This window comes from Virgibacillus salexigens, from assembly GCF_014905415.1.
GTDB lineage: Bacteria > Bacillota > Bacilli > Bacillales > Amphibacillaceae > Virgibacillus > Virgibacillus salexigens.
Window position 1 is genome coordinate 265219 of the sequence record NZ_BNEO01000004.1, and the last position, 25522, is coordinate 290740.

25 protein-coding genes are annotated in these 25522 nt (G+C 36.8%); 14 read left to right on the forward strand and 11 right to left on the reverse strand.

Going from position 1 to position 25522, the window contains the following annotated elements; translation table 11 throughout:
- Positions 1-6: 6 nt before the first annotated feature.
- From JKP73_RS17070 to JKP73_RS17110, 9 genes are all read right to left on the reverse strand, one after another.
- The gene (locus JKP73_RS17070) at positions 7-1830 is read right to left on the reverse strand and encodes an ABC transporter ATP-binding protein (RefSeq protein ID WP_021292305.1); all 1824 of its coding nucleotides are present in this window, start codon (positions 1828-1830) and stop codon (positions 7-9) included.
- Positions 1820-3550, reverse strand: a complete 1731-nt coding sequence (locus JKP73_RS17075; RefSeq protein ID WP_200411571.1) for an ABC transporter ATP-binding protein — start codon at positions 3548-3550, stop codon at positions 1820-1822. The genes JKP73_RS17070 and JKP73_RS17075 overlap by 11 nt, the downstream gene beginning before the upstream one ends.
- A gap of 287 nt (positions 3551-3837) precedes the next feature.
- A complete protein-coding gene (locus tag JKP73_RS17080; protein WP_021292307.1) occupies positions 3838-4662 on the reverse strand; it encodes a carbohydrate ABC transporter permease in 825 nt (274 codons plus the stop codon).
- The gene (locus JKP73_RS17085; protein ID WP_038245613.1) at positions 4662-5570 is read right to left on the reverse strand and encodes a carbohydrate ABC transporter permease; all 909 of its coding nucleotides are present in this window, start codon (positions 5568-5570) and stop codon (positions 4662-4664) included. Before JKP73_RS17085 ends, JKP73_RS17080 begins: the two co-directional genes overlap by 1 nt.
- A 27-nt stretch (positions 5571-5597) precedes the next feature.
- Positions 5598-6854, reverse strand: a complete 1257-nt coding sequence (locus JKP73_RS17090; protein ID WP_021292309.1) for an ABC transporter substrate-binding protein — start codon at positions 6852-6854, stop codon at positions 5598-5600.
- Positions 6855-6897: 43 nt separating this feature from the next.
- Positions 6898-7920 carry a LacI family DNA-binding transcriptional regulator gene (locus JKP73_RS17095; protein ID WP_021292310.1) on the reverse strand — a complete coding sequence of 341 codons (1023 nt, stop codon included), beginning with the start codon at positions 7918-7920 and terminating at the stop codon, positions 6898-6900.
- 207 nt (positions 7921-8127) lie between these two features.
- Positions 8128-9426 (reverse strand): alpha-glucosidase/alpha-galactosidase, encoded by a 1299-nt coding sequence (locus tag JKP73_RS17100; RefSeq protein WP_160807325.1) that lies wholly within the window; start codon positions 9424-9426, stop codon positions 8128-8130.
- Between the two features lie 108 nt (positions 9427-9534).
- Complete coding sequence (locus tag JKP73_RS17105; protein WP_021292312.1) at positions 9535-10413, reverse strand: AraC family transcriptional regulator; 879 nt, start codon at positions 10411-10413, stop codon at positions 9535-9537.
- Positions 10414-10450: 37 nt separating this feature from the next.
- The gene (locus JKP73_RS17110) at positions 10451-11920 is read right to left on the reverse strand and encodes a flavin monoamine oxidase family protein (RefSeq protein WP_160807324.1); all 1470 of its coding nucleotides are present in this window, start codon (positions 11918-11920) and stop codon (positions 10451-10453) included.
- A gap of 200 nt (positions 11921-12120) precedes the next feature.
- Between JKP73_RS17110 and JKP73_RS17115 the strand changes: the two genes are divergently transcribed.
- The 7 genes from JKP73_RS17115 to JKP73_RS17145 all read left to right on the forward strand — a co-directional run bounded on the left by JKP73_RS17115 (position 12121) and on the right by JKP73_RS17145 (position 18873).
- Complete coding sequence (locus tag JKP73_RS17115; protein ID WP_200411572.1) at positions 12121-12465, forward strand: hypothetical protein; 345 nt, start codon at positions 12121-12123, stop codon at positions 12463-12465.
- Between the two features lie 66 nt (positions 12466-12531).
- The gene (locus JKP73_RS17120; protein WP_200411573.1) at positions 12532-12795 is read left to right on the forward strand and encodes a hypothetical protein; all 264 of its coding nucleotides are present in this window, start codon (positions 12532-12534) and stop codon (positions 12793-12795) included.
- A 692-nt stretch (positions 12796-13487) separates the two neighbouring features.
- Positions 13488-13943, forward strand: coding sequence for a YrvL family regulatory protein (locus JKP73_RS17125; RefSeq protein WP_038245610.1), 456 nt, complete (start codon positions 13488-13490; stop codon positions 13941-13943).
- 485 nt (positions 13944-14428) lie between these two features.
- On the forward strand, positions 14429-15115 hold the full coding sequence (locus JKP73_RS17130; RefSeq protein ID WP_021292318.1) for a response regulator transcription factor: 687 nt from the start codon (positions 14429-14431) through the stop codon (positions 15113-15115).
- On the forward strand, positions 15112-16881 hold the full coding sequence (locus JKP73_RS17135; RefSeq protein ID WP_200411574.1) for a sensor histidine kinase: 1770 nt from the start codon (positions 15112-15114) through the stop codon (positions 16879-16881). Before JKP73_RS17130 ends, JKP73_RS17135 begins: the two co-directional genes overlap by 4 nt.
- Before the next feature lie 475 nt (positions 16882-17356).
- On the forward strand, positions 17357-18148 hold the full coding sequence (locus JKP73_RS17140; RefSeq protein WP_234447130.1) for a polysaccharide deacetylase family protein: 792 nt from the start codon (positions 17357-17359) through the stop codon (positions 18146-18148).
- Between the two features lie 38 nt (positions 18149-18186).
- Positions 18187-18873 carry an N-acetylmuramoyl-L-alanine amidase family protein gene (locus tag JKP73_RS17145; RefSeq protein ID WP_160807320.1) on the forward strand — a complete coding sequence of 229 codons (687 nt, stop codon included), beginning with the start codon at positions 18187-18189 and terminating at the stop codon, positions 18871-18873.
- Between the two features lie 483 nt (positions 18874-19356).
- On the opposite strand, the gene JKP73_RS17150 is transcribed toward JKP73_RS17145, so the two are convergent.
- The gene (locus tag JKP73_RS17150; protein WP_200411575.1) at positions 19357-20376 is read right to left on the reverse strand and encodes an alpha/beta fold hydrolase; all 1020 of its coding nucleotides are present in this window, start codon (positions 20374-20376) and stop codon (positions 19357-19359) included.
- A 143-nt stretch (positions 20377-20519) separates the two neighbouring features.
- On the opposite strand from JKP73_RS17150, the gene JKP73_RS17155 reads away from it, so the two are divergent.
- The 7 genes from JKP73_RS17155 to JKP73_RS17185 all read left to right on the forward strand — a co-directional run bounded on the left by JKP73_RS17155 (position 20520) and on the right by JKP73_RS17185 (position 24955).
- Positions 20520-21428, forward strand: a complete 909-nt coding sequence (locus tag JKP73_RS17155) for a LysR family transcriptional regulator (RefSeq protein ID WP_038245607.1) — start codon at positions 20520-20522, stop codon at positions 21426-21428.
- Positions 21429-21972: 544 nt separating this feature from the next.
- Positions 21973-22716, forward strand: coding sequence for a type I methionyl aminopeptidase (gene map, locus JKP73_RS17160; protein WP_038245605.1), 744 nt, complete (start codon positions 21973-21975; stop codon positions 22714-22716).
- Positions 22717-22811: 95 nt separating this feature from the next.
- The gene (locus JKP73_RS17165; RefSeq protein WP_021292325.1) at positions 22812-23045 is read left to right on the forward strand and encodes a hypothetical protein; all 234 of its coding nucleotides are present in this window, start codon (positions 22812-22814) and stop codon (positions 23043-23045) included.
- A gap of 128 nt (positions 23046-23173) precedes the next feature.
- Entirely contained in the window at positions 23174-23482 is a 309-nt protein-coding gene (locus JKP73_RS17170; RefSeq protein WP_038245604.1) for a DUF3784 domain-containing protein, read from the forward strand.
- Between the two features lie 116 nt (positions 23483-23598).
- Positions 23599-24060 carry a PH domain-containing protein gene (locus JKP73_RS17175; RefSeq protein WP_160807317.1) on the forward strand — a complete coding sequence of 154 codons (462 nt, stop codon included), beginning with the start codon at positions 23599-23601 and terminating at the stop codon, positions 24058-24060.
- Between the two features lie 159 nt (positions 24061-24219).
- The gene (locus tag JKP73_RS17180) at positions 24220-24540 is read left to right on the forward strand and encodes a hypothetical protein (protein ID WP_021292327.1); all 321 of its coding nucleotides are present in this window, start codon (positions 24220-24222) and stop codon (positions 24538-24540) included.
- A 106-nt stretch (positions 24541-24646) separates the two neighbouring features.
- Positions 24647-24955, forward strand: coding sequence for a hypothetical protein (locus JKP73_RS17185; RefSeq protein ID WP_200411576.1), 309 nt, complete (start codon positions 24647-24649; stop codon positions 24953-24955).
- 153 nt (positions 24956-25108) lie between these two features.
- Here the strand turns inward: JKP73_RS17185 and JKP73_RS17190 are convergent.
- Positions 25109-25522 (reverse strand): transposase (locus JKP73_RS17190; RefSeq protein ID WP_200411577.1); only part of this gene is annotated, 414 nt, incomplete at its 5' end.

A 25522-nucleotide genomic window follows, 5' to 3' on the forward strand; every position in this document is an offset into this window, starting at 1 on the left:
ACCATTTTAATTAGCTTTGCTTTGTTGCATTTGGTTCTGGTTTAATTGGTAGTATTTCCCCTGCTGTGCTAGCAATTGATGATGGTTGCCTTGCTCAATAATCTCTCCGTGCTCTAGCATAATAATATGGTCCGCCTCTTGGATCGTATTCAATCGATGAGCGATTACAAAACTTGTGCGTCCTTCCATTAATCGTTTGAGTGCCTCTTGAATTTTTAATTCAGTAATCGTGTCAATATTACTGGTTGCCTCATCTAAAATCAAGATGGTAGGTTCTGCAAGTAAAGCACGAGCAATTGTTAATAATTGTTTTTGACCTTGGCTAATTCCACTCCCTGATTGATCTAACATCGTATCATAGCCATTTGGTAATTTCTCTATAAATTCATGAGCATTAGCATTTTTGGCTGCTTGCATTACCTCCTGATCAGTAGCTGCTAATTTCCCATATCGAATATTCTCACGGATAGTAGCATGGAATAAGAAAGCATCTTGTAGGACAAAAGCCATATGTTGACGCAAATTAGCTCGTTTAATGCTTTTTAAAGATGTTCCATCTATCCTGATATCCCCTTCGTCATAGTTATAAAACCGAGCAAGCAAATTAATGATGGTAGTTTTTCCTGCTCCAGTATGTCCTACTAGAGCAACGGTTTCTCCCGGGTTTGCTTCAAAGCTAATTCCTTTAAGAATGGCAGTATCCTCATATCCGAAGTAGACATGGTCAAAGATAATATGACCGGTTATTGAATGTAGTTCCTTGGCATCTTCTTCATCCGTTTCTTCTTGTTTCTCGTCGATCACACGAAAGACACGTTCTGCTCCTGCTACCGCAGATAAAAGAATGTTAAATTGATTAGATAGTTCATTTAGGGGGCGGGTAAATTGTCTCGCATACTCGGTAAAAATAACAATTACACCTACCGTCACAAAACCTTTAATAGCTAATAGTCCACCAACCAATGCGATGAGCCCGAAGCTTAAAAAATTAAGCATATTCATGACTTTAGGAATAAATCCAGAAATGGTTAGAGCCCAGAATCCAACATGATTTAAGTCTTTATTTCGTTGCTCAAATTCGCGCATGACCCGGTTTTCTTGAGAGAAGGTTTTTACAATATGCTGTCCGGATACAATTTCTTCTACATAGCCATTGACCTCGCCAAGGTTCCGCTGTTGCAATTTATATAATGGACCAGTGCGTTTCGTAATCCAACGTATACCTAGAAACATAACAGGAATAATGGTCATGGTTACAAGCGTTAAAAGGGGGCTAAGGTAAATCATCACGCCTATTGTCCCAATTAGTGTTAACACACTAGAGAATATCTGTATAACGGATTGATTAAGCGTGTTATTTACATTATCAATATCATTGGTAATTCTACTCATCAGTTCACCATGTTGGCGTTGATCAAAATAAGCGATAGGTAGTCGATGAAATTGAGAGAATAATTCCGATCTTAAAGAAAATACAGTTTGTTGTGCGATACCAATCATCCAATAATTTTGTAAAAATACCGAAAGGGAATGACCGAGATAAATGACGACTAACCAGATTAGTAAAGTAGTTAATCCTGCTGTTTCTTTAGTGACAATAAAGTCATCTATCGCCATACCGATCATAAAGGGACCAAGTAAGCTTAACCCAGAGCTTGCAATAACCATTAATATAACAAGGACTAATTTCATTTTCTCTCTTGCTAAATAAGACCATATGCGCTTAACTGTTCCTGTTGTATCTTTGGCACGTTTTTTTTTATCTACGTGAATCGAGTCGATTGGAATTTTCTCATATTGAAAAGGTTGTTTTAATGAATTACTCGACATTTGCATACTCCTTTCCAAATTGAGACGTAACGATTCGTTGATATAGAGAGGAGGAATGAAGCAATTCCTCATGCGTTCCAATTGCAAGTACTTTTCCTTCATCAATTAATAATATTCGATCAGCCCGCATTGCCGTCGAAATTTTTTGGGTAATAAGTAACGTTGTACATTCATAGGACTCCATTGCGTGTAGCAACTTTGATTCTGTCGTGAGGTCGAGGGCGCTCGTACTGTCATCCAACATTAAAATCTTCGGATTTCGAATAAGTGCTCTGGCAATGGAAATTCGCTGTTTCTGACCACCAGATAAGTTGACCCCTTTTTGCCCAACTTTCGTTTGATATTGGTTGTCAAGCTCCATAATCGCATCATGGATTTGTGCATCTTTGGCTGCGTGAATAATTTCCTTAGTAGAAGCATGTTCTTTCCCCCAAGCAATATTCTCAGCTACTGTACCGGTAAATAATAGCGGGCTTTGAGGTACGTATCCAATACTTCTCCGCAAATTATCTAATGTATAATCAGTCGTTGGTCGATGATCAATCCGTATTTCGCCTTCTGTTGCATCATAGAGGCGTGGTATTAATTGAAATAACGATGTCTTACCTGATCCAGTAGAGCCAATAACTGCTAAACGTTCACCTGGATTCACAGAAAAACGAACATTACTTAAAACAGACTTCGTTGTTCCTGGATAAATAAATGAAACATGATCAAATGTAATAAAACCTTGCTTAACACGAAGAGAGCTATCTGCTTCATCATGATCTTTTAGATCCACATCAACGTTTAATACCTGATCCACACGATCAGCAGAAGCTTTCATTCGTGAGATTCCCATGATAATAAAGGTAAACATAGAAATAGACATTGCAACCCGCATCGCATAATTGATGATCGCAACTACATCTCCGACACTAGTTGTACCGGAAATCGTCTGAAGGTTACCAAACCAGATAATGAAAATTAAACTCAGGTTCATAACGAATAAAAGCACAGGCATCGACGACTCTATGAACCGAAAAGTATAGCGGGTACGATTTGCTAAGGTTTGGTTTGCTTCAGTAAACCGTGTTTCTTCATGGTTTCTTCGTGAAAAAGCTTTAATTAGCCGTATCCCGGAAAGGTTTTCTTGCATCACGCGATTTACTTTGTCAATACTATTTTGTATCTTATTGAATAAACCGCTGGCTCGTTTTAATACCCATAAGATAAACCCTACTAATATTGGAACAGTAATTAAAAAGATAAGTGCAAGTCTAGCATTAACGACAAAAGCCATGATTACACCACCGATCACTAATAATGGTGCTTTTGACATAATTCGCAATATCATATAAATCGTATTTTGAATTTGCCGTACGTCGTTGGTGAAGCGAGTCATTAACCCAGAAGTTGGATACTGATTTAAATTAGCGAAGGAGAATGCTTGAATCTTAGCAAATAATTTTTTGCGTATATCATGAGCAAAACCCCATCCGACATGGGATGAATAAAATGAATTGATAATTCCTGCAATGAAGGCTATAAAAGCAAGACCGATCATAATCACACCCCACATCATGATGGTGTCTATGTCTTGGTTTACCACCCCTTCATTGATCATTTTTCCTAGAAAGAAGGGAAGCATTAACTCTACCGTAAGCTCGATTAACATGAGTAAAAAAGCAACAACGGCCGGGAGCTTATATGGTTTTAAAAAAGCTAAGACTGTTTTCATGATGACCCTCCACCCAGCATACAGTTTTCTACTATTATAAATGGAATAAAATTTTTTATCCAACATCCTATTCCGCAAGTTATTACCATTTAAGGTTATACCCTATACCTTGCATAATAAGTAATCCAAGATCTTTAGAAGCAAGTCGAGGCCAGCTCTGGCATTTGCTTGTTTTAAAAAGAGAAGGGGAGCAAGCAAGAAGAAAAAGCTTGATGCAGTTGGTTCGCATCAAGCCAATAGAAGTGGAAAACAGGTAATAACTGCTAAGTTATCCTAAAAAATAACGGTTATTCTTTGACAGATCCTGATGCAAGACCTTTAATAAAGTACTTCTGTAAGAATAGAAACAGAACCACCATCGGCAGCATGGCAATAATTGCTGCTGCACCGACAAGGTTGAGATTATTCGCATTTTCGCCGAAAAAGCTTGATAATGCTACAGTCATCGTTTGAACATCTTTATCTTGTAGGAAGAAGATCGCAAATTGATAATCATTCCAAATGAAGACACAAGAAATTATTAAGATAGATGCCGTGACCGGTTTTAGTAATGGGAAGATAATCCGAAAGAAAATGGTTGCTGTACTTGCACCGTCTATTCGAGCTGCATCTTCTAACGATTTAGGTATTGTTGAGCGGATAAAGCCAGCATATAAGAAGATCGTTAAGGGTAGATATGCAGCTACGTTATTAAGAATGGCTACAAGATGGGTATTCATTAAGCCGATATTAACAACGAGCTGATAAAGCGGGACGAGTGCCGCTAATGGGGGCACTACCATAATAGCGATAAACAACATATACATCCATTTATTCAATTTCGTTTGCCGTCTAGCTAATGGATAAGCGGCTAGTGAGCCAATAAATATAAGCAATAATGCAGCGAAAAAAGTAATTATTGTTGTATTAAGGAGTGCATGACCTAAATTGGCTTGCTGCCAGGCAAGAGTAAAGTTCTCCCAGCTTATATCCCTTGGGAAAATCCATTTTGAACTGAAGTTTCCCCTTGCCTTTAAGGAGGTTGTCACAAGGATATAAAAGGGGAGAATATGCAATGCGACGATAAGGAGTGCTATGATCGTAAACAGTCTTTTTTTTACGATGGGATGCATTATGCCTCAACCTCCTTCCTACGAAAATACAATAATGCTGAAAGACTTAGTAGCAGGACTATTACCATCATTAACACCCCTTGTGTAGCTGCGTACCCAGCATCTTGTCTGGAAAAATATAGATTATACATAAAGGTCGACATAGACTGGGAGGCGTTACCAGGACCGCCGTTCGTTAACGAAATAATGACATCAAATAGCTTCAATCCCCCAATTATATTGATAACCATATTAATGGTTATGGATGGCATTAATAGTGGAAGTGTGATGTTTTTAAATCGTTGAAAGGGGCTTGCTCCATCTATTTCGGCGGCTTCATAGTAATCCTTCTGAATACTTTGTAATCCAGCCAAATAAATGATCATTGCGATTCCAACAAATTGAAATGTATTTACGAATACGATAATCCAAATATTCATGTCAGGGTTGCCTAATATATTAACTTTCTCCAATCCTAACCAAAGGAGGACATCATTAAATGCTCCACCTTGGTAAGCAAAAAAGAAATACCAGATATACCCCATCACTAAGGGACTAATAATAACGGGCAAGTAAATAATCGTACGTGTCAATGTTCGAAAGTGGAAGCTCTGGTTTAATAATAGAGCATAAAGCAGTCCAATAATATTCTGCAACAATGTACTCCCAATTCCATAAATTAATGTATTTCGTACAACTAACCATGTATCGGGATCAGAAAGCATTCGCGTATATTGTTTGAATCCAATAAAATCATACATTTGAGAAAAACCATTCCAGTTTGTGAACGAGATGCGAATCCCATTGATAAATGGATAGATAATAAAAAGTCCAACAAATAACAATGCAGGTAGATACATCCACCATAATGAAGAAATCCGTTTCGTCTTAGTATTCGACTGTTGGAGAGAATGCGTGTATGCTTTCATTTAAATCAACTCCTATTAAGCGCAATTCTACTTCCCTTGATCCCGTAGTCGTTCAAATTCACTTCCTGTAGATTCGGACACTTGTTCAGGAGTTAAAGCACCGGATAGCAGTTCTTGTGCTGTATTTCCTAATACATCCCACATCCCACTTGGCAAATAAATTCGATCAAAATAAGGCTCTACTTGGACATCCGCGTACTTTTGATAATCGTCTGAGTAATAGACATCTGCTGTGGCATTGGTTAATCCGGCAGGTAGGGAGGTTCCTTCTGCTATCGCTTTAACTAAATCTGGCTGTGCTAAGAATTCAATAAATTTGCGAGCCGCTTCAGGGTGTTCCGTATCTTTCCAGATTGCCATCGTATGACGTTCGCCTCCAATCCAACTTTGTTCCCCGCCTTCATGAATCGCAGGTACAGGAATAACTCCTAATTCTGCATCCGGGTTTAATTCCTTTACGGATTGAATCGGCGTTGTGGCCATAACAAACCCAATCTTATCTTGAGCAAGTAGTTGAGGTAGTTCATGAATTTGTGCGGTAAGCACGTCTTCATTTAATAGTTCTTTATTTTGCATTTCTTTTAGTTTTTTAGGTAAAAAAGTGTATTTCGACCAATCGAAGCTTCCTGTTTCTAATTCCTTACTGAAATTGTGTTCCGGATGTGTAATGAGTAAAGGAGTAGCGAATTCGTCAAGAAATTGCCCAAGCTGTGACTTTTCTGATCCTGCAAACCAAAGAGGAGTAACTTCTCCATTACTTTTTTCTTTTATTTTTTCAAGCGCATCCATGAATTGATCAAACGTTTCAGGAGGTTTAATACCATATTTATCCAAAACATGTTTATTGTAAGTTAAACCGTCTTTTGCTTGGTTGAGAGGATAGGCATAGACCTTTCCTTGATCATCGGTGAAAATAGATTCTAAGGCAGGATCTAAATCAGCTACCCAATCCATATCGGATAAGTCCATCACATATTCGCCATAACGTTGCTGTGCCCATCCGTGTGTGTCAAATAAATCAGGCATATCATTAGCTGCCATCTTCACTCGAAGCATGTCCTCATAATCACCACCAGGAAAATTATAATCAATCTGAATATCTGGGTTCGCTTCTTCGAATTTAGCTGCTGCATGTTCGATTGCTTGCTGATCTGATTCATTTGTGACAGTAGAAAATAACGATAAAGTGACCTTTCCGCTCTCTTTATTAGAACCGTCAGAGCACCCGATTAATACAATGCTGCAAATGAGAAGTGTAAAGCTAATCTTTAAAAGCGCTTTCATAATATCAATCCTTCCGCTATTTTAATGGAAAACATCATTTAACTTACGTTGTCATCTTCGTGCTTTCACGTTGGATTAATGTTGTAGGTACTGTTACCTTTAATGGTAGATCACGCCCTTTTAGTCGTTCGACTAATAATTTCACACCGATTTTTCCCATCCATTCGGTTGGAACATGAATGGTAGAAAGAGGAGGGTTTGCAAATTGAGCCATTTCAATATCGTCAAAGCCAATAATTTTTATATCTTCTGGAACACGTAATCCGGATTCTCGTAGTGCACGTAATGCTCCAATCGCCATTGGATCACTTGCAATAAAGAAAGCATTTGGCAGCCCGCCTTGTTCAATTGCTTGTTTCATAAGCCGATAACCTGTCGTCATTGTGAATTCCCCAATATGCACATGACGCTTGTCGTATTGCTTTATTTCACGCATACGTTGTTTGAATGTTAAATAGCGTTCGTCCTCATATGTGTGGGAAAGTTGATTATTCGTATATTCGGTTTGCCTCCCTCCGATAAACCCGATTGTATTGATATTACTCTCCAATAAATGATCCAATGCTAGATTCGTAGCTTTCTGAAAATCAATTACAACTGAATCATACGTATCTTCGTCTGGAGAGCAATCAATAAACGTGATACATTTCATTTTTCCTCGAATATACTGTATTAGTTCGGTATCTACTTTTCCAATTATGATCAAGCCATCCAAATTAGGATTTAATTGAGTAGTATTAAAATTATATTTTCGGTATATTTCCATGCTTTCAATTCCAAGTGCTTTACATTCCTGCTCAACTCCTTGCCGTATCGAAAGAAAATACGGATCATTTAATTCTTCTTCTTGCGATAAACATAAGAAAATACCAATTCGGTAGGGAGCTTGGCTATAAGTATGTTGTTTGCGAACACGGATCGTCTGATAGTTTAATTGTTTAGCTGCATCAACGATACGGTTTCTTGTATCCGCCGAGACAGATAGGGTATGATCATGATTTAATACACGGGAAACGGTAGCCTGTGATACGTTAGCTAAATTAGCGACATCTTTTATGGTTGCCATTGTCTTCACCTTTTCTTGTATTTAGTAAAAAATGAGGTGGTTGAATAAAAAAATAATGAAATAGAAGCGATGTAAATAGGATGATTTTTTACGAAAGTTTACTTGATTTGAGTTCATTTTATGTGTTCATGGGAGAAGATATAACTTAAAAAACTAATTATTTTACTAAAAAATCTCTCGCTGAACCTAAGCGAGAGATTTTGTTAATTACGTATAAGCTGGTAGCCAGCTGCCATGTGCTTCAATCAAGTCATCACAAAGAGAAACAATATCATCAATCGATAATTCAGCAGCGGTATGTGGATCTAAAAGTGCGGCCTGATAGATCTTTTCTTTCTTCTTCGTAAGAGCCGCTTCGATTGTTAATAATTGTGTATGGATATTTGTCCGGTTGAGTGCTGCGAGCTGCTCAGGAAGGTCGCCTACATGAGTTGGTGTAACCCCGGATGCGTCGACCAGGCATGGAACTTCCACTACAGCTTTTTCTGGTAAATTACGAATGAGGCCGCCAGTATTTAGGACATTACCGCCAATTTTAAATGGCTGATTCGTTTCCATTGCCTCGATAATATACGAACCATATTCCATGGTACGTTCATGATGTAAATGTTTATTATGAACAAGATCTTCTCGCATCTGTTTCCATCCTTCTATTTGATTCACACAACGACGAGGATACTCATCTAACGGAATATTATATTGTTCTATCAGTTCTGGATAGTTCTTTTTAATAAAGTATGGATGATATTCTGCATTATGCTCGGAAGACTCCGTAACATAATAGCCGAAGCGTTGCATTAATTCAAAACGGACCATATCATCATGTTTTTCAGATTGCTTTTGGCGGGCACGTTGTTTGATTTCTGGATAAAGGTCTTTGCCATTTCTTGTAATCTCCAAAAGCCAAGCCATATGATTAATTCCAGCAATCTTCCATTGAATATTATCGAAGGGCATATCTAATGATTCTAATAAATGGCTTGCACAGACTTGCACGCTATGACATAAGCCGACTGTCTTAATTCCTTCTTGGAGCAAAACATTGGTTAATACAGCCATTGGATTCGTGTAATTAAGAAACCATGCATCTGGACAAACTTCTTTCATGTCTTTAGCAAATGCTTGTATAACTGGTATGGTACGGAGGTTACGAAAGATTCCTCCAATTCCGATCGTGTCTGCGATTGTTTGGCGAAGTCCATACTTCTTTGGCATCTCAAAGTCGGTAATTGTACACGGATCATAACCGCCTACTTGAATAGCATTAATTACATAGGTTGCATTTCGCAGAGCTTCTTTTCGGTCATGATAGGTAATAATAGTTACATTGGATTGTAGGTTCTTTTTCATTGTATTTAACAATAACTCTGAATCTCGTAAACGTTTATGATCGACATCATACAATGCGAACTCAAACGATTGCAACGCATCGACAGTCATGCAGTCGCCTAGTAAATTTTTAGCAAACACCGTACTGCCTGCACCTAAAAAGGTAATCTTAGACATCAACATTCCCCCCTGATAAATAATTGCCTTCTTGAACTACATGTTATGCGAAGAAATGTAGCTTTACAATCGTAAAAAAAATAAAATGAGGTAAATTATTGCTTGTATTTAATCGATAAAAAAATGATCAACAGGCATATAGGATTGGTTTTTTCGATATTCACTAGGAGGGACATTGATCATGTTTTTAAAAACTTTACTAAAATAATTACCACTACGAAAGCCAACCGCTGTTGCAATTTCTGCAATGGTTAGATCACTATTCTTTAGTAAAAAGATGGATTGATGTATTCGTAATTTTGCAAGGTATTTCATCGGCGTCTCTTTTACTGTGTGATGGAAGAGTCTTGTAAAATGATACTTTGATAAACCAGTAACAGCAACAATATCATCCAAGACAAGATTTTCCGCAAACTTGCTTTGCATAAAGGAGATGGCTTTATAAATCGTGAGGGGGAACGGGCTTTGACTCTGCTCTTCATATTCTACGTATTGCAGATAATCCATTAGAAAGCTGTAGGCGTATTGCGATGCTTTATATGCTTGTTCAATTCCTGAAGTCGCAATTTCCTCTAATAAATGAAAGATGCGCTTAATAGGTTTCGCATGAAGGGGAAACGTAAATAGATGTCCATGTTTCGTGGTGATCTGTTCAAAGAAGCGGGTTACTTCATTTCCAAATAACGTAATAAAGATAAATTCCCAGCTAGAAGATTGATCAGGTAAATAATAACAGTGATCACTCGGGATCTGCACAAGAAATGCGTGTCCTTTTGATAAATCATACGTCTGCTCTCCAATTCGGATAGCACCTTGTCCATGTAATGTATATTGAAATACCCATCTTCCTTCTTCACTCCGTTCTAAGCCATTCCATTGATAAGAAGGGCACGTTCTTGTTTCTTTTCCAATGGAGTGAAGGCCGGCAATCCGCATTTGCAGATCGCCTTTGAATTTAAAACCAAAACTATTCGTTGAAGAAGTCATTTCGTATGCCACCTTATTTTATAATTAGTAGTAATGATTATTCTCTTGCATTGATCTCATACGCAGTGCGAATACCAGACTCAATTGCTCCTTCTATCCAGCCGTGAAAGGAAGAAGTATGCTCTCCAGCGAAGTGTAATCGTCCCTCAGGTTGGCGAATAACCTCTGAAAATTCTTTTCCTTGTCCAGGGGTAAATAACGTAAATGCCCCTGCTGAGTATGGATTTAGGCTCCAATTATAGGATACAGCCTTAATATATTCTTGGAAGACGATATTGCCGTAGATTTTTGCTATGTCTTTTAACAATGCTCGAGCTAACTGCTGTGGTGGTAAACTCGCCCAGAGAATTGCATCTTCGCCCCAACTGTAGCTAGCTAACAAAATCGCTGGTCCTGGCTCACCTATTCCATGGCTTGGAATATAAGAAAAACGCGTAGGGATATCTGAAATAGCATTCCCGAGATGAAGTTTTTCCCAGAATCGGTGTTTAAATTCAATTCCAATTTTAACCGAGGGTACATTGATCAGTTCCCGAATAATTTGCCATTTTTCAAAGGAAATGGAGTTATAAGGAATAACATCGATAAACTGAAAAACAGGAAAGGGAATGGTGACAATCGTATAATCTCCATCAACCCATGTTGTTTTATGAGTTAGCGGATTCCACGACTGAACTCGTACGCCATGATTATGTTGATAGATTCGCTCTACTTTTTGATTGACGTACGTATGTGGTTGAAGCTGATTTAGAAAGGCATATGGAAGTCGATCATTACCACCATCTATTTCCAGAAACTCAACGGATTCACCAAATATAGGATACGTAATATCTGTCAGAATATCGACAAAGGAAGCTTGAGGAAAACCTTCGATTCCTAGCATAACACCAATGCTGCGAATGGCGGGTATAGATAGTGGTCGACCAATAGGATTATATTGTAGAAATTCGCCCATCGAGTATTCACTAAATTCCTCTTCTAGCCGTGCTTGTTCTTCAGGTGAACTATTATTATATAAGTCAAGAAATGGCTGTGTTGCCTCTAAAAATAACGCTGTTGCTGTTTTTCCCTTTTCATTTTCATTCACCGGAAATTGTAAAATATCAGGGTTTTCTTCATATACTGCTCTTGTTGTTAATACATTATTGACATAAATTATATCTTCGGGAGTCGTATTTAGAAAATGATTGACTGGTAGATGGAATCGTTTCATGTATTCAAGGACCAACGCATGATTATCCGGAATTCGCATTGCCCCCACATCTAAATAATTTCCTGCTGAAAAAGGTTCTCTCAGCGTATAAACCCTTCCACCAATGCGATCATTACCTTCCAGGATGGTTACTTGGTGTCCCGCTTGTTTTAATAAGGAAGCAGCAACAAGGCCCGCCATACCTGCACCAATAATAATTACACTCTTCGGATGTGAAGAAGTCGTTAATCCATTGCGAATAATGGATAGCATATCTTCTGGGTAACGAAGGGAAGCAAAATCAGAATTGTTCATGTCAGTAACCACCTTTCTTCCTTCCTATAACTATGTGAAAAGAAGGTGGGATATGTAAGGCTAAAGGAGAGCCCTCGGCTAAGTATGATGGATTCATACATTTTGCATGACGTAATTACCCTGTATCTTTAGTTATGTTTACTGTCTTGCTGTTAGGGAAAATGTTTCCTATAGAGGACTTCAGGAAAGGTGGAATGACGATGCATGTCAGAAGCATAATGATGGGAATCCTGGTTGTTAGCATCACCCTAGCTGGATGTAACACAAATCTTGAAGCAGCAGATGATGATCCGAATGCAACTACGAATGAAACAAATGAAGCAGCTGGTACTAGCTCGGAATCCAATGTGGAACAATCGCATAATGATGACAACTCTGCAGCCAATGAATCAAATAGGAATAACGATGATAATTCAAGCAAACAACGTTCCATTCCGGATGAACTAGAAAAGCATACATTTAATACTTCGGAAGAAGCAGCTAATTACATGGAAGGCTATCGTAACATAAAACAAACAAACATTGACCTAGGTTTTGGTATTTAAGGATCTAGAGATGCAGGTGCAGGTCACCAGTATATCTCTTGGAATGAAGGCCGCTGGTTTATTGGATTGGATTATCCTACTGATACCCAATATGTAACAGAAAAATATCCTAATAATACAGCGCTTGCAAAACAAATGGTTAGCTATTTAGAAAGTCACTATTTACCTGCTCCTCAAGATAAAGGAGTCATAAAAGTTCGTGGTTTTAAAGATTCTCCTCAAGTGAAAATACAATGGCAGGTAGATAAAGTCGTCTATGAAATTAATTCAGATAAGAATAACCCAATAGAAGCCATTCAAAAAGCAATTGATGCTGGCAAATCACTTTAAGTCATTTGTAAGAGATGAAGGCAGAACGTAGTAATGGCATGTTCATTTACAGGAAGCTAAGTGAACATGCCTTTTTTAATTTCCAAGGGAAAATAGGAGGCCGCCTGTACAAGTTAGCCAACCATCACAGGTTGGATGAAAATTCCAGTATTATTATTTTTTTGTAGAGAAATTCTGATACAATATACTATTCAGATTAAGAAATTTATTATTATCAGGGGATTTTTTAGGGAGGTAAAAGATTAAGAGGTTATTGCTACTTACCGACGTTATGTTTGTATTGTCCCAATCGTTAACCTGCATAATGTTATTCAAGTATAGATAACATCAGATAAATTTATGTAAGTATCCGGTTTATAAAAATTTTTATAGGTTGGCATATTTGTCTTTTAATTGGAATGGTTCTTCTCAACCTAGATAGGGAGGCATAGGTAGCATTTTGAAATCTTATCATTTTCTGGTTATGGATTAATAACTGATTATATAAGTTCTTGCCACTTTGATGTTAGTGAGAGGATAGAAGAGATGAAGAAAAAACAAAAAGCATGTGGTTGGCTGTTTATAATTATTTTTGTTTTATATTATATGTATCAGCTTAAACCTTTTATTACGATACGTGGTAATTTACATATAGGGAGATTTTCTTTAATGGAGTTTGGAAGTTGGATTTTAACTGAAGGAGAAACAAATTTATGCCAGAACACAAAAATAATTTATTCCGTGATATGAATATAAGAGAAAAGACGGCAACAATTGTCGGAATTGGATCTCTTATTATTTTAGTTCTGAGCTTTGTAATAGGGCTTTATTTCTTTGGACTAGCAGGGATTTTTGAACTGCTTGGCGTTCAGTATAATTCAATTTGGTCTTTGGCTATTTTTGTTATAAGTTTTTTGATTCTAGGAATCATTGTTGAAATTTTTTTCAAAGTAATTTATAAGCTGTCGGTTCGTAATATAACGGGGAGAATCAAAGTGTTTTTCGTCCGAATTAGCGTTGCGGCCTTATCCAACTGGCTCGTTCTGTTTACAGTGGATGAATTTATGAAAAGTATGATACTCTCCATAAGATCAGAAATTATTATTGCGTTGTTGCTTGCGATACTAGAAGTTGTATTTGATGATGATAAATATAAAAGAAAAGAATGATTGGCTGATGCTTACAAATGAGAAAATGCTTATCATTAATGAAATGATAAATGTCTTGTCTCTTAAAATAGAGGAGAGTTAACACAATTTGATAAAAGGATGAGTAAAATGAAATTACCTTCTTTGAAGAAGGTAATGATTTTATCGTGGAGTTTAATACTATTAACATTTTCACTTTATGAATGTAAAACTACTGATATTGCTTCTTACGAAGACAATATCGAAAAGGCACAAGAAAAGGATATATCCCTATGCGGTTGGTGACAGCTTCGCTGGTATTACCCCAACTAAGGGTTGCAAATTCGTTCTTTTCTAATATTGCTTTTGTATGGATAAAATAAAAATGTGGGATGTGCAATTAATTGACAACGATCCTAAAGAGGGTTTATCAATTATGATATCAAGTTAACTTCTTTATCTCATCTTTATATCGTTATGATATTCTTTCATAGGTACTTACCTTTTTGACATTGCGAGGGAGAAAAATGCAAAAAACATTACTAATTGTAGAAGATGAAGACATTTTACGTGAAATAGTGAAAGATTATTTATTGAATGAAGGATATGAAGTATTAGAAGCAGTAGATGGAAATGAAGCTTTGGCTATATTTGAAGAACGTGAAGTACATTTAATAATTTTAGATATTATGCTGCCAGAGTTAGATGGATGGTCTGTTTGTAGACGAATTCGCAAATCATCGAATGTGCCTATTATTATATTGACAGCTCGTGTGGATGAAGACGATACGTTACTTGGTTTTGAATTAGGGGCTGATGATTATGTTACAAAACCTTACAGTCCACCAATTTTATTGGCGAGAGTGAAACGATTAATGGAAAGTCGATATGCTTATACAGGAGAGTTATCTAATGAAGATATCTTAACTAGAAATGGTATCCATGTCCATTTCCCTTCACGTACCGTGACAGTAGATGAAGAAAAGATAGGTTTAACACACACAGAATATGAAATATTAACATATTTAATGCAAAATCCAGGGATTATTATTACGAGAGAACAGCTAATCACTAAAATTTGGGGGTATGAATTTGCTGGTGATGATCGTACAGTCAATAGTCATATTCGTAATTTACGTCATAAATTAGGAAATAAAGCAAATAGTATTGTAACTGTTATTCGAGCTGGTTATAAATTTGAGGGTAAGGCATGAAAATAGGAATTGTATCAAAATTATTTATACTTACAACATTATTATGTATGCTCATTTTAACGACAATTTTTATTGGACAAACTATATTTTTTAAGCAATATTATGCAAACCAAAAGGTAAATGATATTGAAACAAGTATTCAATCTTTTAAAAAAGAGTACATAAAGGCAGGAGGAGATGTACAGAAAATTCAAAAGCTAGAGCAGGATTTCTACCAAGAAAATACGACGTGGATTACAACATTAGATAGTGTAGGAAATATAAAATATGCAAATGATTTTTCTGTAAAAGTTCAATTAGATCCTTCTCGAAATAAGGATTTCTCCAATCGTGTCATTAACATCCCATTGTATAGCTTCATTGGATTAGAGAGGTTTGAATTAGAACAGGGAAATCGTATTATGATTGATGGAGTAAAAAAAGATGATAAAGTGGTTCCTGCTATATTAACGGTCGAAAATAGGAATGTTGCATTGGATAATGGGCAACTATCAGAAAAGTTATATGGCAAAAAAGATGCACCAGAGCCTATTCCAAAGGGTAGCTCGCAGATATTCTTAAAGGGAGTCATTAAGAAATTACAATTACCAGTAGGGACCTTCGGTTCGAACATTTATACGAATCGTGTGTTTATAGATAGAGTAAAACAATTTCAAGTAAACCTACTATTAAATAAAAATCAAACTAGCGATGCTGAAACATTGGACTATGAGGAAAATAATATTAATTACAAAATATTTATTAGACCCATAAAAGATACTACAGGTAAAACTATTTATATTTTTGCTATGACATCATTACAACCAGTTGATGAGGCTGTACAAATGTTAGAAGGTTATTACCCATACTTAGTTATATTTGTACTACTTCTTATTGTTCTGGCATCATTTTATTATTCAAAAAAGATTGCGAAACCGTTGTTACAAATAAACGATACTACAAACAAGATGGCAAATCTGGACTTTTCAGAGACAATACCCATTACCTCTAAAGATGAAATTGGTACTCTATCACACAATATTAATACTCTCTCTACTACTTTGCATTCGTATATTAATCAATTGCAACAAGATATAGAGAAAGAAAAACAATTAGAAAATACACGTAAAGAATTTATTTCTAGTGTTTCACATGAATTAAAGACACCTTTAAGTATTATGAAGAGTTGCATCTCCATTTTGGAAGATGGTGTTGCTAGTAATAAAAAAGATTATTATTTTAAAGCAATGGCTAATGAAGTAGATAAAATGGATATGCTCATTGTTGATATGCTCGAATTAGCAAAATTTGAATCTGGTACGTATAAAATGAAAATGGATGTCTTCTATATTGACCAAGTCATTGAGTATATATGCGAGCAATTAGATTTAGACATAGCGAACAAGCAATTACATGTTCATAAACAACTTTCTAAGATTATGGTGGTTGCCAATCAACATCGAATAGAGCAAGTGATTACGAACTTTATTACCAATGCGATTCGCTACACGCCAGAAAATAAAAGCATTATTATTTCCGCGATAGAAGAGCCGGAGCGTGTAAAAGTAAGTGTGGAAAATAAAGGCGCTCATATTGCGCAGGAACATTTAGAGAAAATATGGGATCGTTTTTATCGCGGAGATACATCTCGCAGGCGTTCGAATGGTGGAACAGGATTAGGGCTTGCTATTTCAAAAAATGTTTTAGAGCTGCATGAGTCGCAATATGGTGTATCGAATACTGAAGATGGAGTGCAGTTTTTCTTCTATTTAAACAAAAAAGGATAGATATTTTATTTAGTAACCTATTCAATTTGCCAAACTTAAGGGATAATATTGAGTTTTTAATTTATTTGAGCCATCCGATCAATAGGCCTTTACCAAAGGTATCGAACGGATGGCTTTTTTTCACAGACAAGCTCATAGACCATATTCATTCTAGTCAAAACACCATTAAAAAATTTAATTAATCCTAATAGAAGCCTAAATTACTGTGAAATCCGTAAGTCAAATAGCCGTTATATCGCGGGTATTTGACTTACGGATTTTTTATGCCAGGTTATAGAATACACTCACATTTCTGAGGGCTAGCCTCATTTTTAATTCTTTAAATGATATTGATATTATCTTCACCTAATCTTTATCTGCCTCTATTAATCTTTAAACAGTACAAAGATGCTTTGAAAAAGAAGGGATAAAAAAAATGGCGTTAAAGCGGAAAAGTCAGTGGATAAAGAGGTTAAAAAGGAAAAAAATCATAAGTTTGGGACTCCTATTAGTAACTATTTTCCTATCATTCTTTCTAATAAGTACAGTTACTTCTCCTTCTCCAGTGAAAGAGGTAGAAAAATTTGTGAAAAATGATGCAGCAAAAAGGAAAACAGGGAAATTAGAATCACTGCCAACCAATTCAAAAAGGGCTGACGGGAAAGTCGTTTACTTAACATTTGATGACGGCCCATCTTCTGCAACAGACGATATCCTTGAAACCTTAAAAAAACATGATGCTAAAGCGACGTTTTTTATGCTTTCACCTCATATGAAGGAGCGTCCTAATGTAGTAAAACAAGTGGTTAAGGAGGGGCATGGCGTTGGGATACATGGTGTAACACATGATGTCAATCGATTTTACCTTTCTAAACAAACGGCTCTCAGTGAAATGAATGAAGCCCAAAAAGCACTCGAAAGTATTACTGGAATTCATTCCGTACTTATTCGAACTCCGTACGGAAGTGTACCGTATTTAACCAAACCGTTCAGAGAAGCTCTGAATGCACAAGGCTACGAATTGTGGGATTGGAATATCGACAGCAATGACTGGGACCTGCCAGAGGGGGAATATGTGGAAAACCTTATTGAACAAATTCAATCATTGGAAGGAAATGACGCCACACCAGTTGTGTTGTTGCATGATCAATCCAAAACAGCGAAATATTTACCGGAGCTATTGAGCTATTTAACAAAACAGGGGTTTCTAATGAAGAAAATTGATGCTTCTGTTGAACCGGTACAATTCAATTGCTATGACCGTTGCCATCGTCTTGATGCTTCATAGCACTCCAGAACTATATTAAAAAGAAAGAAGGCAGAAACATGAAAAAAAATATGTTATTTATTACATTGTTCTTATTTTCAACTTTAATATTATCGGCTTGCACTAGCAATCCCGACAACAATAACGTTAAGCATAATAACAGTAAAAACAGTAATACAGCTTTTAAGGTTGTCATTGATGCGGGACATGGCGGTAAAGATGTCGGGGCGTCAGGCGAAAGTGGCCAGTATGAAAAGGATTTTACTTTGAGTGTGTCAAAAAAGGTGGAAAAGCTATTGGGACAGGATCCTGCAATAGAAGTTTTTATGACGAGAACGGACGATAGCTTTCTATCACAAGAAAGCCGATACAGGCCCAAATATGCAAATGAAATAGATGCAGATTTATTTATATCTATACACGGGAATACTTTTTCTGATCCCAATGTTTCGGGTACGGAAACATTTTATTATCACAACAATTCCCGCCTTTTTGCTGAAACCTTACAGAAACATGTGGTTGAAGCAACTGGATTTAGGGATAGAGGGATAAAGAAGCAAGATCTATTTGTTGTAAAGGATACGAAAATGCCGGCGGCTTTGATAGAAGTAGGTTATCTGACGAATCTTGATGATGAGTCTAAAATGTGGAAAGACGATTTTCAAAATCGAGTTGCCACTTCAATTGTTGAAGGGATAAAAGAATACCAAGAGAAATCAGAAAAACAGGGAAATTGGATCTTTTAAAGGGTAAAAATCTTTCTCATAACTTCTTATTCTAATCGGCTTTCCCGCAATTTTTTAGTGCGTACAGATTGTGCTGGTTAAAGCTTCTCTCTAGAAAATTTAACATACCCCCATCCAAGTAGGACGGGGGTATGCATGTTAAAGTATTTAACTTAAATGTAGCTTTGAAATAATGTTTGATCAAACATACCTCGCAAACCCACGTTTTACGTAAAATTAAAAGAATCTTTTGAAAAAAGATTAATCAAAACGAATTCATTTATTGTGAAGAACTATGCATTTTTCATAAAAAAGTTTGATCATTTTCTATTTGTGTTGTTCCACTATCAGCCTTTAATGGAATCTAAAACATAGTTTGAATTCTAAAATCACTTATTTCTATTAATCTATCCTATAATTTAATACAATTCTTCACAATTGTCTTTAATTGTAGTATATGTTTTTAGAATAGTGGACAACAAAAAATATAAAGCTACTTTTCATTTATCCGTTCTTACTAAGTGCCAACAAGCGTTTTAGGTTGTCATCAATAAATTTATTATCGACACTGTTAATTCCGCGTCCGGCAAAATGGCCCCAGATCGACTCGATAGGATTAAAAATAGCATTAGGTATAAGCTTAGCCTCGTATTTGTTATCTTCAGCTGTACAGAATAGATCCGTGCTCCCTGGCATGACACAGGCTAGCGCTTTAATGCTTTTGAGCGTCTCATCGAAATCTCCGTTATATGCGGGGTTTGCACTAAGATCTGCATGTTGGCCTGTCCATAACATGGCCAGAACATTGTGCGGATCCATCCTCATAAAGCTATCTTCCCAGACGCCAACTACAAAATCTGCCAATGAGTCAAATCCCAGCTCACGATAAAGTTCCTCTTTGTAAAAGGCCTGCGATACGCCCCATCCCGCATAGACGCGGCCAACGGCGCGCATGTCTGCTGAAGTCAACTGGTTTAGTTTACTTGAATCGAAGCCAACTGCAGCCATGAGCGCAGCTTTCATTCCGTCTAGGACCACATACGTTTGCGGCCAAGTCTTTGCACCTCCGCAGAAAGGTGCTATTCGTTCCACTATGTCGGGATAACTTGCCCCCCATTGGAATGATTGAACGCCTCCCATTGACCATCCAACTACGAGAGCGATCTTTTGAATGCCGAATTTTTCGGTCACTAACCGATGTTGTAATTTGACGTTGTCATAGATCGTTACCTGAGGGAAATTAGCCCTGTCGAATGGGGGAGGCGTGTTACTAGGAGACGAAGATAATCCGTTCCCCAGCAGATTTGGAACGATAATGAAATATTTCTGCGGATCTAGTGCCATGCCGTTTCCAATCAACCATTCATTCTGAGCATGCTGGTCGCCAAAAGCAGTTGGATAGACGATGACATTATCTTTCTTTTCATTCAATTTTCCATAAGTTTTATAAGCAAGAAATGCGCTCGGTAACGTCACTCCTGATTGCAAGGTTACGTCACCCAAATCAAAAATCTCATAATCCATTGTATTGTCTCTCCCTTCAAAATGAAACCATACATTTAGAATGTATTTCTTGTACTTAGTATAAACCTATGGTACTCTCAAAAAAAGTGAATAAAATTAAAAACTGTATTCAATAATACTGAAAGTGGAATGGGGGTAGTATGATGGAATTACGCCAACTGAATACGTTTCGCACGGTTGCATCAACTTTAAACTTCAGTCGGGCTGCGGAAGCGCTGAACTACGTCCCCTCCAACGTCACGATGCAAATAAAAGCATTGGAGGATGAACTTGGTGTTCGTCTCTTTGACCGATTGGGCAAGCAGCTCGTTCTCACAACTGCGGGTAAGCGCTTTTTAACTCATGTCCAAAGTGTTCTAGACAAATTGGACGAAGCTCGCAGTGCCGTTCATGACAATGAAAATCTAAGTGGCACTCTGACGATAAGTGCCAACGAGGTTCTTTGCGCCTATCGGCTTCCAGTTGTCTTCCAGCTATTTCGTTCGCGCTATCCAGGGGTTCGTCTCATCTTCCGTTCTGTTCCAAATCAGGAACTCAAGCAAACGCTCTTTGAGGGAACCGCGGATGTCGTCTTTATGCTGGACGAAACCATTCTCTCAAGCGGACTTGCAGTGGAACCGTTAATGGAAGAAACTTTCCGCTTTTTCGTTGCTCCAGATCATCCCCTCGCGAAACGAACTGTACTACAGTTGGAAGATTTTCACGGAGAAGTGTTCCTGGTCAATGAAAAAGGTTGTACCTATCGAACTATGTTTGACCGGTCATTTGAGAAAAAGGGCATTGATGATATTACTTATTTAGAGTTTCAAAATGCCGAAGCCATTAAACAATGTGCAATTACGAGAATCGGCATTGCTTTTCTTCCAGAAATAACAGTGAAAGCCGAAGTTGAACGGGGGGAACTTGTTGCTCTTCCATGGCAGATTCCGGACTTGCACGTGTATACACATATGGCATGGCATAAAGACAAATGGCTTTCACCAATCATATTATCTTTCATAGAAGCAGCAAGGGAAGTTATAGCTATAGAGGAGGAGAATAAAACGGTTTAGTCCATTTATCGATATTTTCCTAAACTAGTAAGGCATCTTGGTGTGATAACTAAGGTGACTTACTTATGATCCTCTATAAATAATGAGCTATATTTTACAGTATTATTTAATAGAGGATTCTAACAGTCGTTTACTAAGGTTGCGTGAAGAGTCTTTAGATAATCATATCCAAAGGGGCAAAACGGTTTAACTTTTTTATAAACGGTACAACTTTATTTTAAATCTACATTAAACAACTTGATTGCAGTCTTGACATTTCCTTATTGGTTGGTGACAGCTTCACTGGTATTCCCCCATAAACTGGCCTAATAAAGATAGCAAACAACAAAAAAAGATAGACAGTAAAATTCGTAAATATATAGTTAAAAAGCAAGATGAAAATCTACTTCTCAATTTACGCCAATTAGCTTATTAAGCAATCGGGCGCGTTCATCGAATAATGCCTCCTTCTGTTATAGAGCCATATTGTTGCATGAAAATCTGTTCCGTTTAGAAACTAAATGGAATACTAATCATAAAATACATTAAAAAGTGAGGATATATAATGGTTGCAAAGACTAAAAAGGATTTTGATGGATTGAGAGTAATTGGTGAAATTTGTGGGGCAATTCGAGATGAATTAGTCCATAGTACGAAACCTGGAATTACCACAAAAGAACTCGATGAAATTGCGAGAGAGATGTTTGAAATAGCAGAAGCTCAATCTGCCCCAAAAGGAGAATACGATTTTCCTGGATATACGTGTATTAGCATAAATAATGAAGTAGCGCACGGGATTCCGAAGAGGAAACGGACCATTCGAGAAGGGGACATAGTAAATATTGATGTTTCAGGTTCAAAAAACGGGTATTTTGCAGATACTGGAATTTCCTTTGTAGTTGGGAAAGGAGAGGCAACTTTACAGAAAATATGTGACGTTGCTAAGGAAGCATTCGACGCCGGACTTAAGAAGGCAAAGCCAGGTTTGAAAAAAAGCGCGCTCGGAAAAGCTGTACACAACGTAGCGAAAAAGCATGGCTTTACAGTCATAAAAAACCTTACTGGACACGGTGTTGGGCGTTCGATTCATGAAGAACCAAAACATATTTTCAATTACTTCGCCCGTTGGGATGATGAAATTTTAAAAGATGGTATGGTAATTGCCTTTGAACCTTTTATCTCTACATTTGAAGAAGAAGTCTTCCAATCCGAAGATGGATGGACTTTCCTAACCAATGAAAGCGCTGTTGCTCAATACGAACATACGATTATTCTTACCAAGGAAGGACCAATTATTACTACATTGTAAAAGCGCTAATGCCACAAACGGGCGCAGTTATGGAACAAGGCTATACTTCAAAATGGGTCAGATTGAGAAATACTTGTATGCATAGGGGGGAATAAATGTTCAATGGAAAATTAGCAAGTGCTGAAGCTGTAAAGTGTTATGATGATGTACTCAAAAGTATAAATGATTTGAATGAAGATAACGCAAAGGCACTTTTGAAACAAGTTTATGCTAGATTGGATATCGTTCAAAATGGAAATGGTGAATATAAAAGTGAACAATGCGTTACGGATTTAATATCAAGTTTTACAGAACTTGTTAGGTTTGCAAACAATAAGGAAGAGAATTAGGGTTGCTTTTTATCAAGGTTACGCCGCTATAGGGGCGCATTTCCGGAGTAAGAATTTGCTCTATTTTGGTATAGGATTCCAATGTTTAACAAGCTATTGAAATATTTTATTTCTTACTGGGGGTAAAAATGATTGTATTGATGTTTGTCATTGGGTTGTTTATTGTGTTAGGAATTTTACTGATCAATGGCAAAGGCTCTTCCTTAATCGCAGGCTATAATACAATGCCTCCGGAAGAAAAGGAAAAATATGATACAGTTGCCCTGTGCAAGTTTATGGGGAAGATGATGTTCACTTTGTCATTTAGTATGTTGTTTTGGGTACTTAGTGAAGCATATGAGATTGGCGCGTTATTCGCCTTTGGTCTTGTCTTATTTATTGGCATAATTGTATTTATGCTTATATACGTTAATACAGGAAATAGATTTAAGAAGTAATATAATTATCAATCATTTCGATGATGAATATTGGATTAATAAAAATGTTACAGTTCGACAAACGCGCAATTCTTTAATAAAGATCTGCGCTTATTTTTCCTTTAAAGGGCCATATTGTGAAAGAGGTGAGCCAAATATTTTTTGTATCTAAGAAAGACGCTTTATACTCTGTTGTTATATGGGGAACCATAGTTTTTATTTTAAGTGTTGTTATTCGTTCTATTTTTACTTTTAGCGTATCTAATCTCATTGAAGGACTAGTTGGATTAATTATAGTGGTTTTACTTATTTGGGTGTGGTTTGGTACGGGTTATCAAATTGCAAACGATATTATTAAAGTAAAGGCTGGTCCGTTCAAAAAAACCATAAATATACAAGAAATTAACAAAATAAGTAAGGGGAAAAGTGTGTGGACAGCAGCTGCTTTAGCTACTGATAGATTGGTAATACAGTACGCAAACTATAACTGGGGTATCCTTGTGTCGCCTAAGAATGAGTATGATTTCATTAAACTCCTTCTGAGTAAAAAACCACAAATTCAAATTGAAAAAACGTTATCCAAAATATATAAGATTTAAGATTCAACTATTATTTTTTTGAATGGTTAATCTAGAAAGTTGCAGTAGTGTAATTCTGCAATCGAGCGCAATTCTGGAGTAAGAATCTGCGCTCTATTTATGAATCGGGCCATTTTGTTGAGGAGAAATTTAGAAAGAAAAAATGGGGTGGGATGAAATATGATTGATGCTGGTTGGCTTAATATCGGCAGTTTGATACTTGGATTAGTAGCTTGGATAATTCCTACTATTAATCTTGCGGGAGATAAAAAACAAAAGAATAAGAAATGGGTTGCTCTTACCATTATCAGTTTCAGCGCTTGCGCTATAGCAATATGTTTTCAAATTTTTTATAACCTTTACTTGGTAAAAATTGAAGACTTTGCAGCTCTGGCAGATACAATGCGAGGTGTAGCTGTTGCTTCAACGGTACTTGTCATTGTTACCATTTTATTAAATGCACTTACGTTGTTTTTATATCGGAATAGGGACGCATTGTAAAACAATCAGGCGCTTTTCTTTAATAGGGATAGCGCCAGTATCGCAAATAAAGGAAATTAACGGAAGGAATGAGGTGTTCTTCATTACCTTTTCATTAATATTTTTAGTGGTTATAGGAATTATCGCTTTTTTAACGTTTATTGTTCCTGCATTTATGAATAAAAAAATTTCATATGGAATATTGCGTCTTTTAGTTATGCATTGGTTACTTTTTTTAACTGGTGTTTACACTTTATTACCAACAAATATTGCAGACGCCATATTTATGCCCGTATGGTTAGTATTATGCGTAGCAGGTGCATTAACGGCTATTTATGAATTTGAAAACAATAAAGGTTTTGCCATCCCTGTTGCTGGTTTAACAACAATCCGTTTATTATTTAGCATTTTCATTAATGGAAGCTCCAAAATGTAAGTATCGTTTATTAAGCAATACCAGCTAATATAAGTCAATACTTTTTAAGTAATCATACTAGATTAAAGATGGTATAATAAAAATGTGCATCACAAAGAAGCTTCAATATTTATAATTGAATTTTTTGTAAGTTGTGTAATTATTTGTATGGGTTTATGCGGTATATATTTGCTTATGCTTTAATATGGCATAAATCCAATGCAATAGCTTGTTGGCGCAAGCTATGATGGCTACTTTGTGAGGCTTGCCCTCACTTCTTTTTTTGTCATAATACTCTCGAATTTTCACATTCCGGTTATTGGTTAGTCCACACTGAACAGCTGAATAGATGGTCTGACGTAGCTTCGTAGATCCTCTTTTGGTTATCCGGTTTATCGTAGCTGTAAACTTACCTGATTGGTATACCCTTGGATCAAGTCCTGCATAGGCAACTAGTTTCTTAGGGTGACTAAATTGTGTGACATCCCCTATTTCTGAAATCAGAGTGGCTGCAATTTTAGTACCTACTCCGGGGATGGATGTAAGAATCTCATACACCTCAAATTGTTTCGCTAACGTCTCAATCTC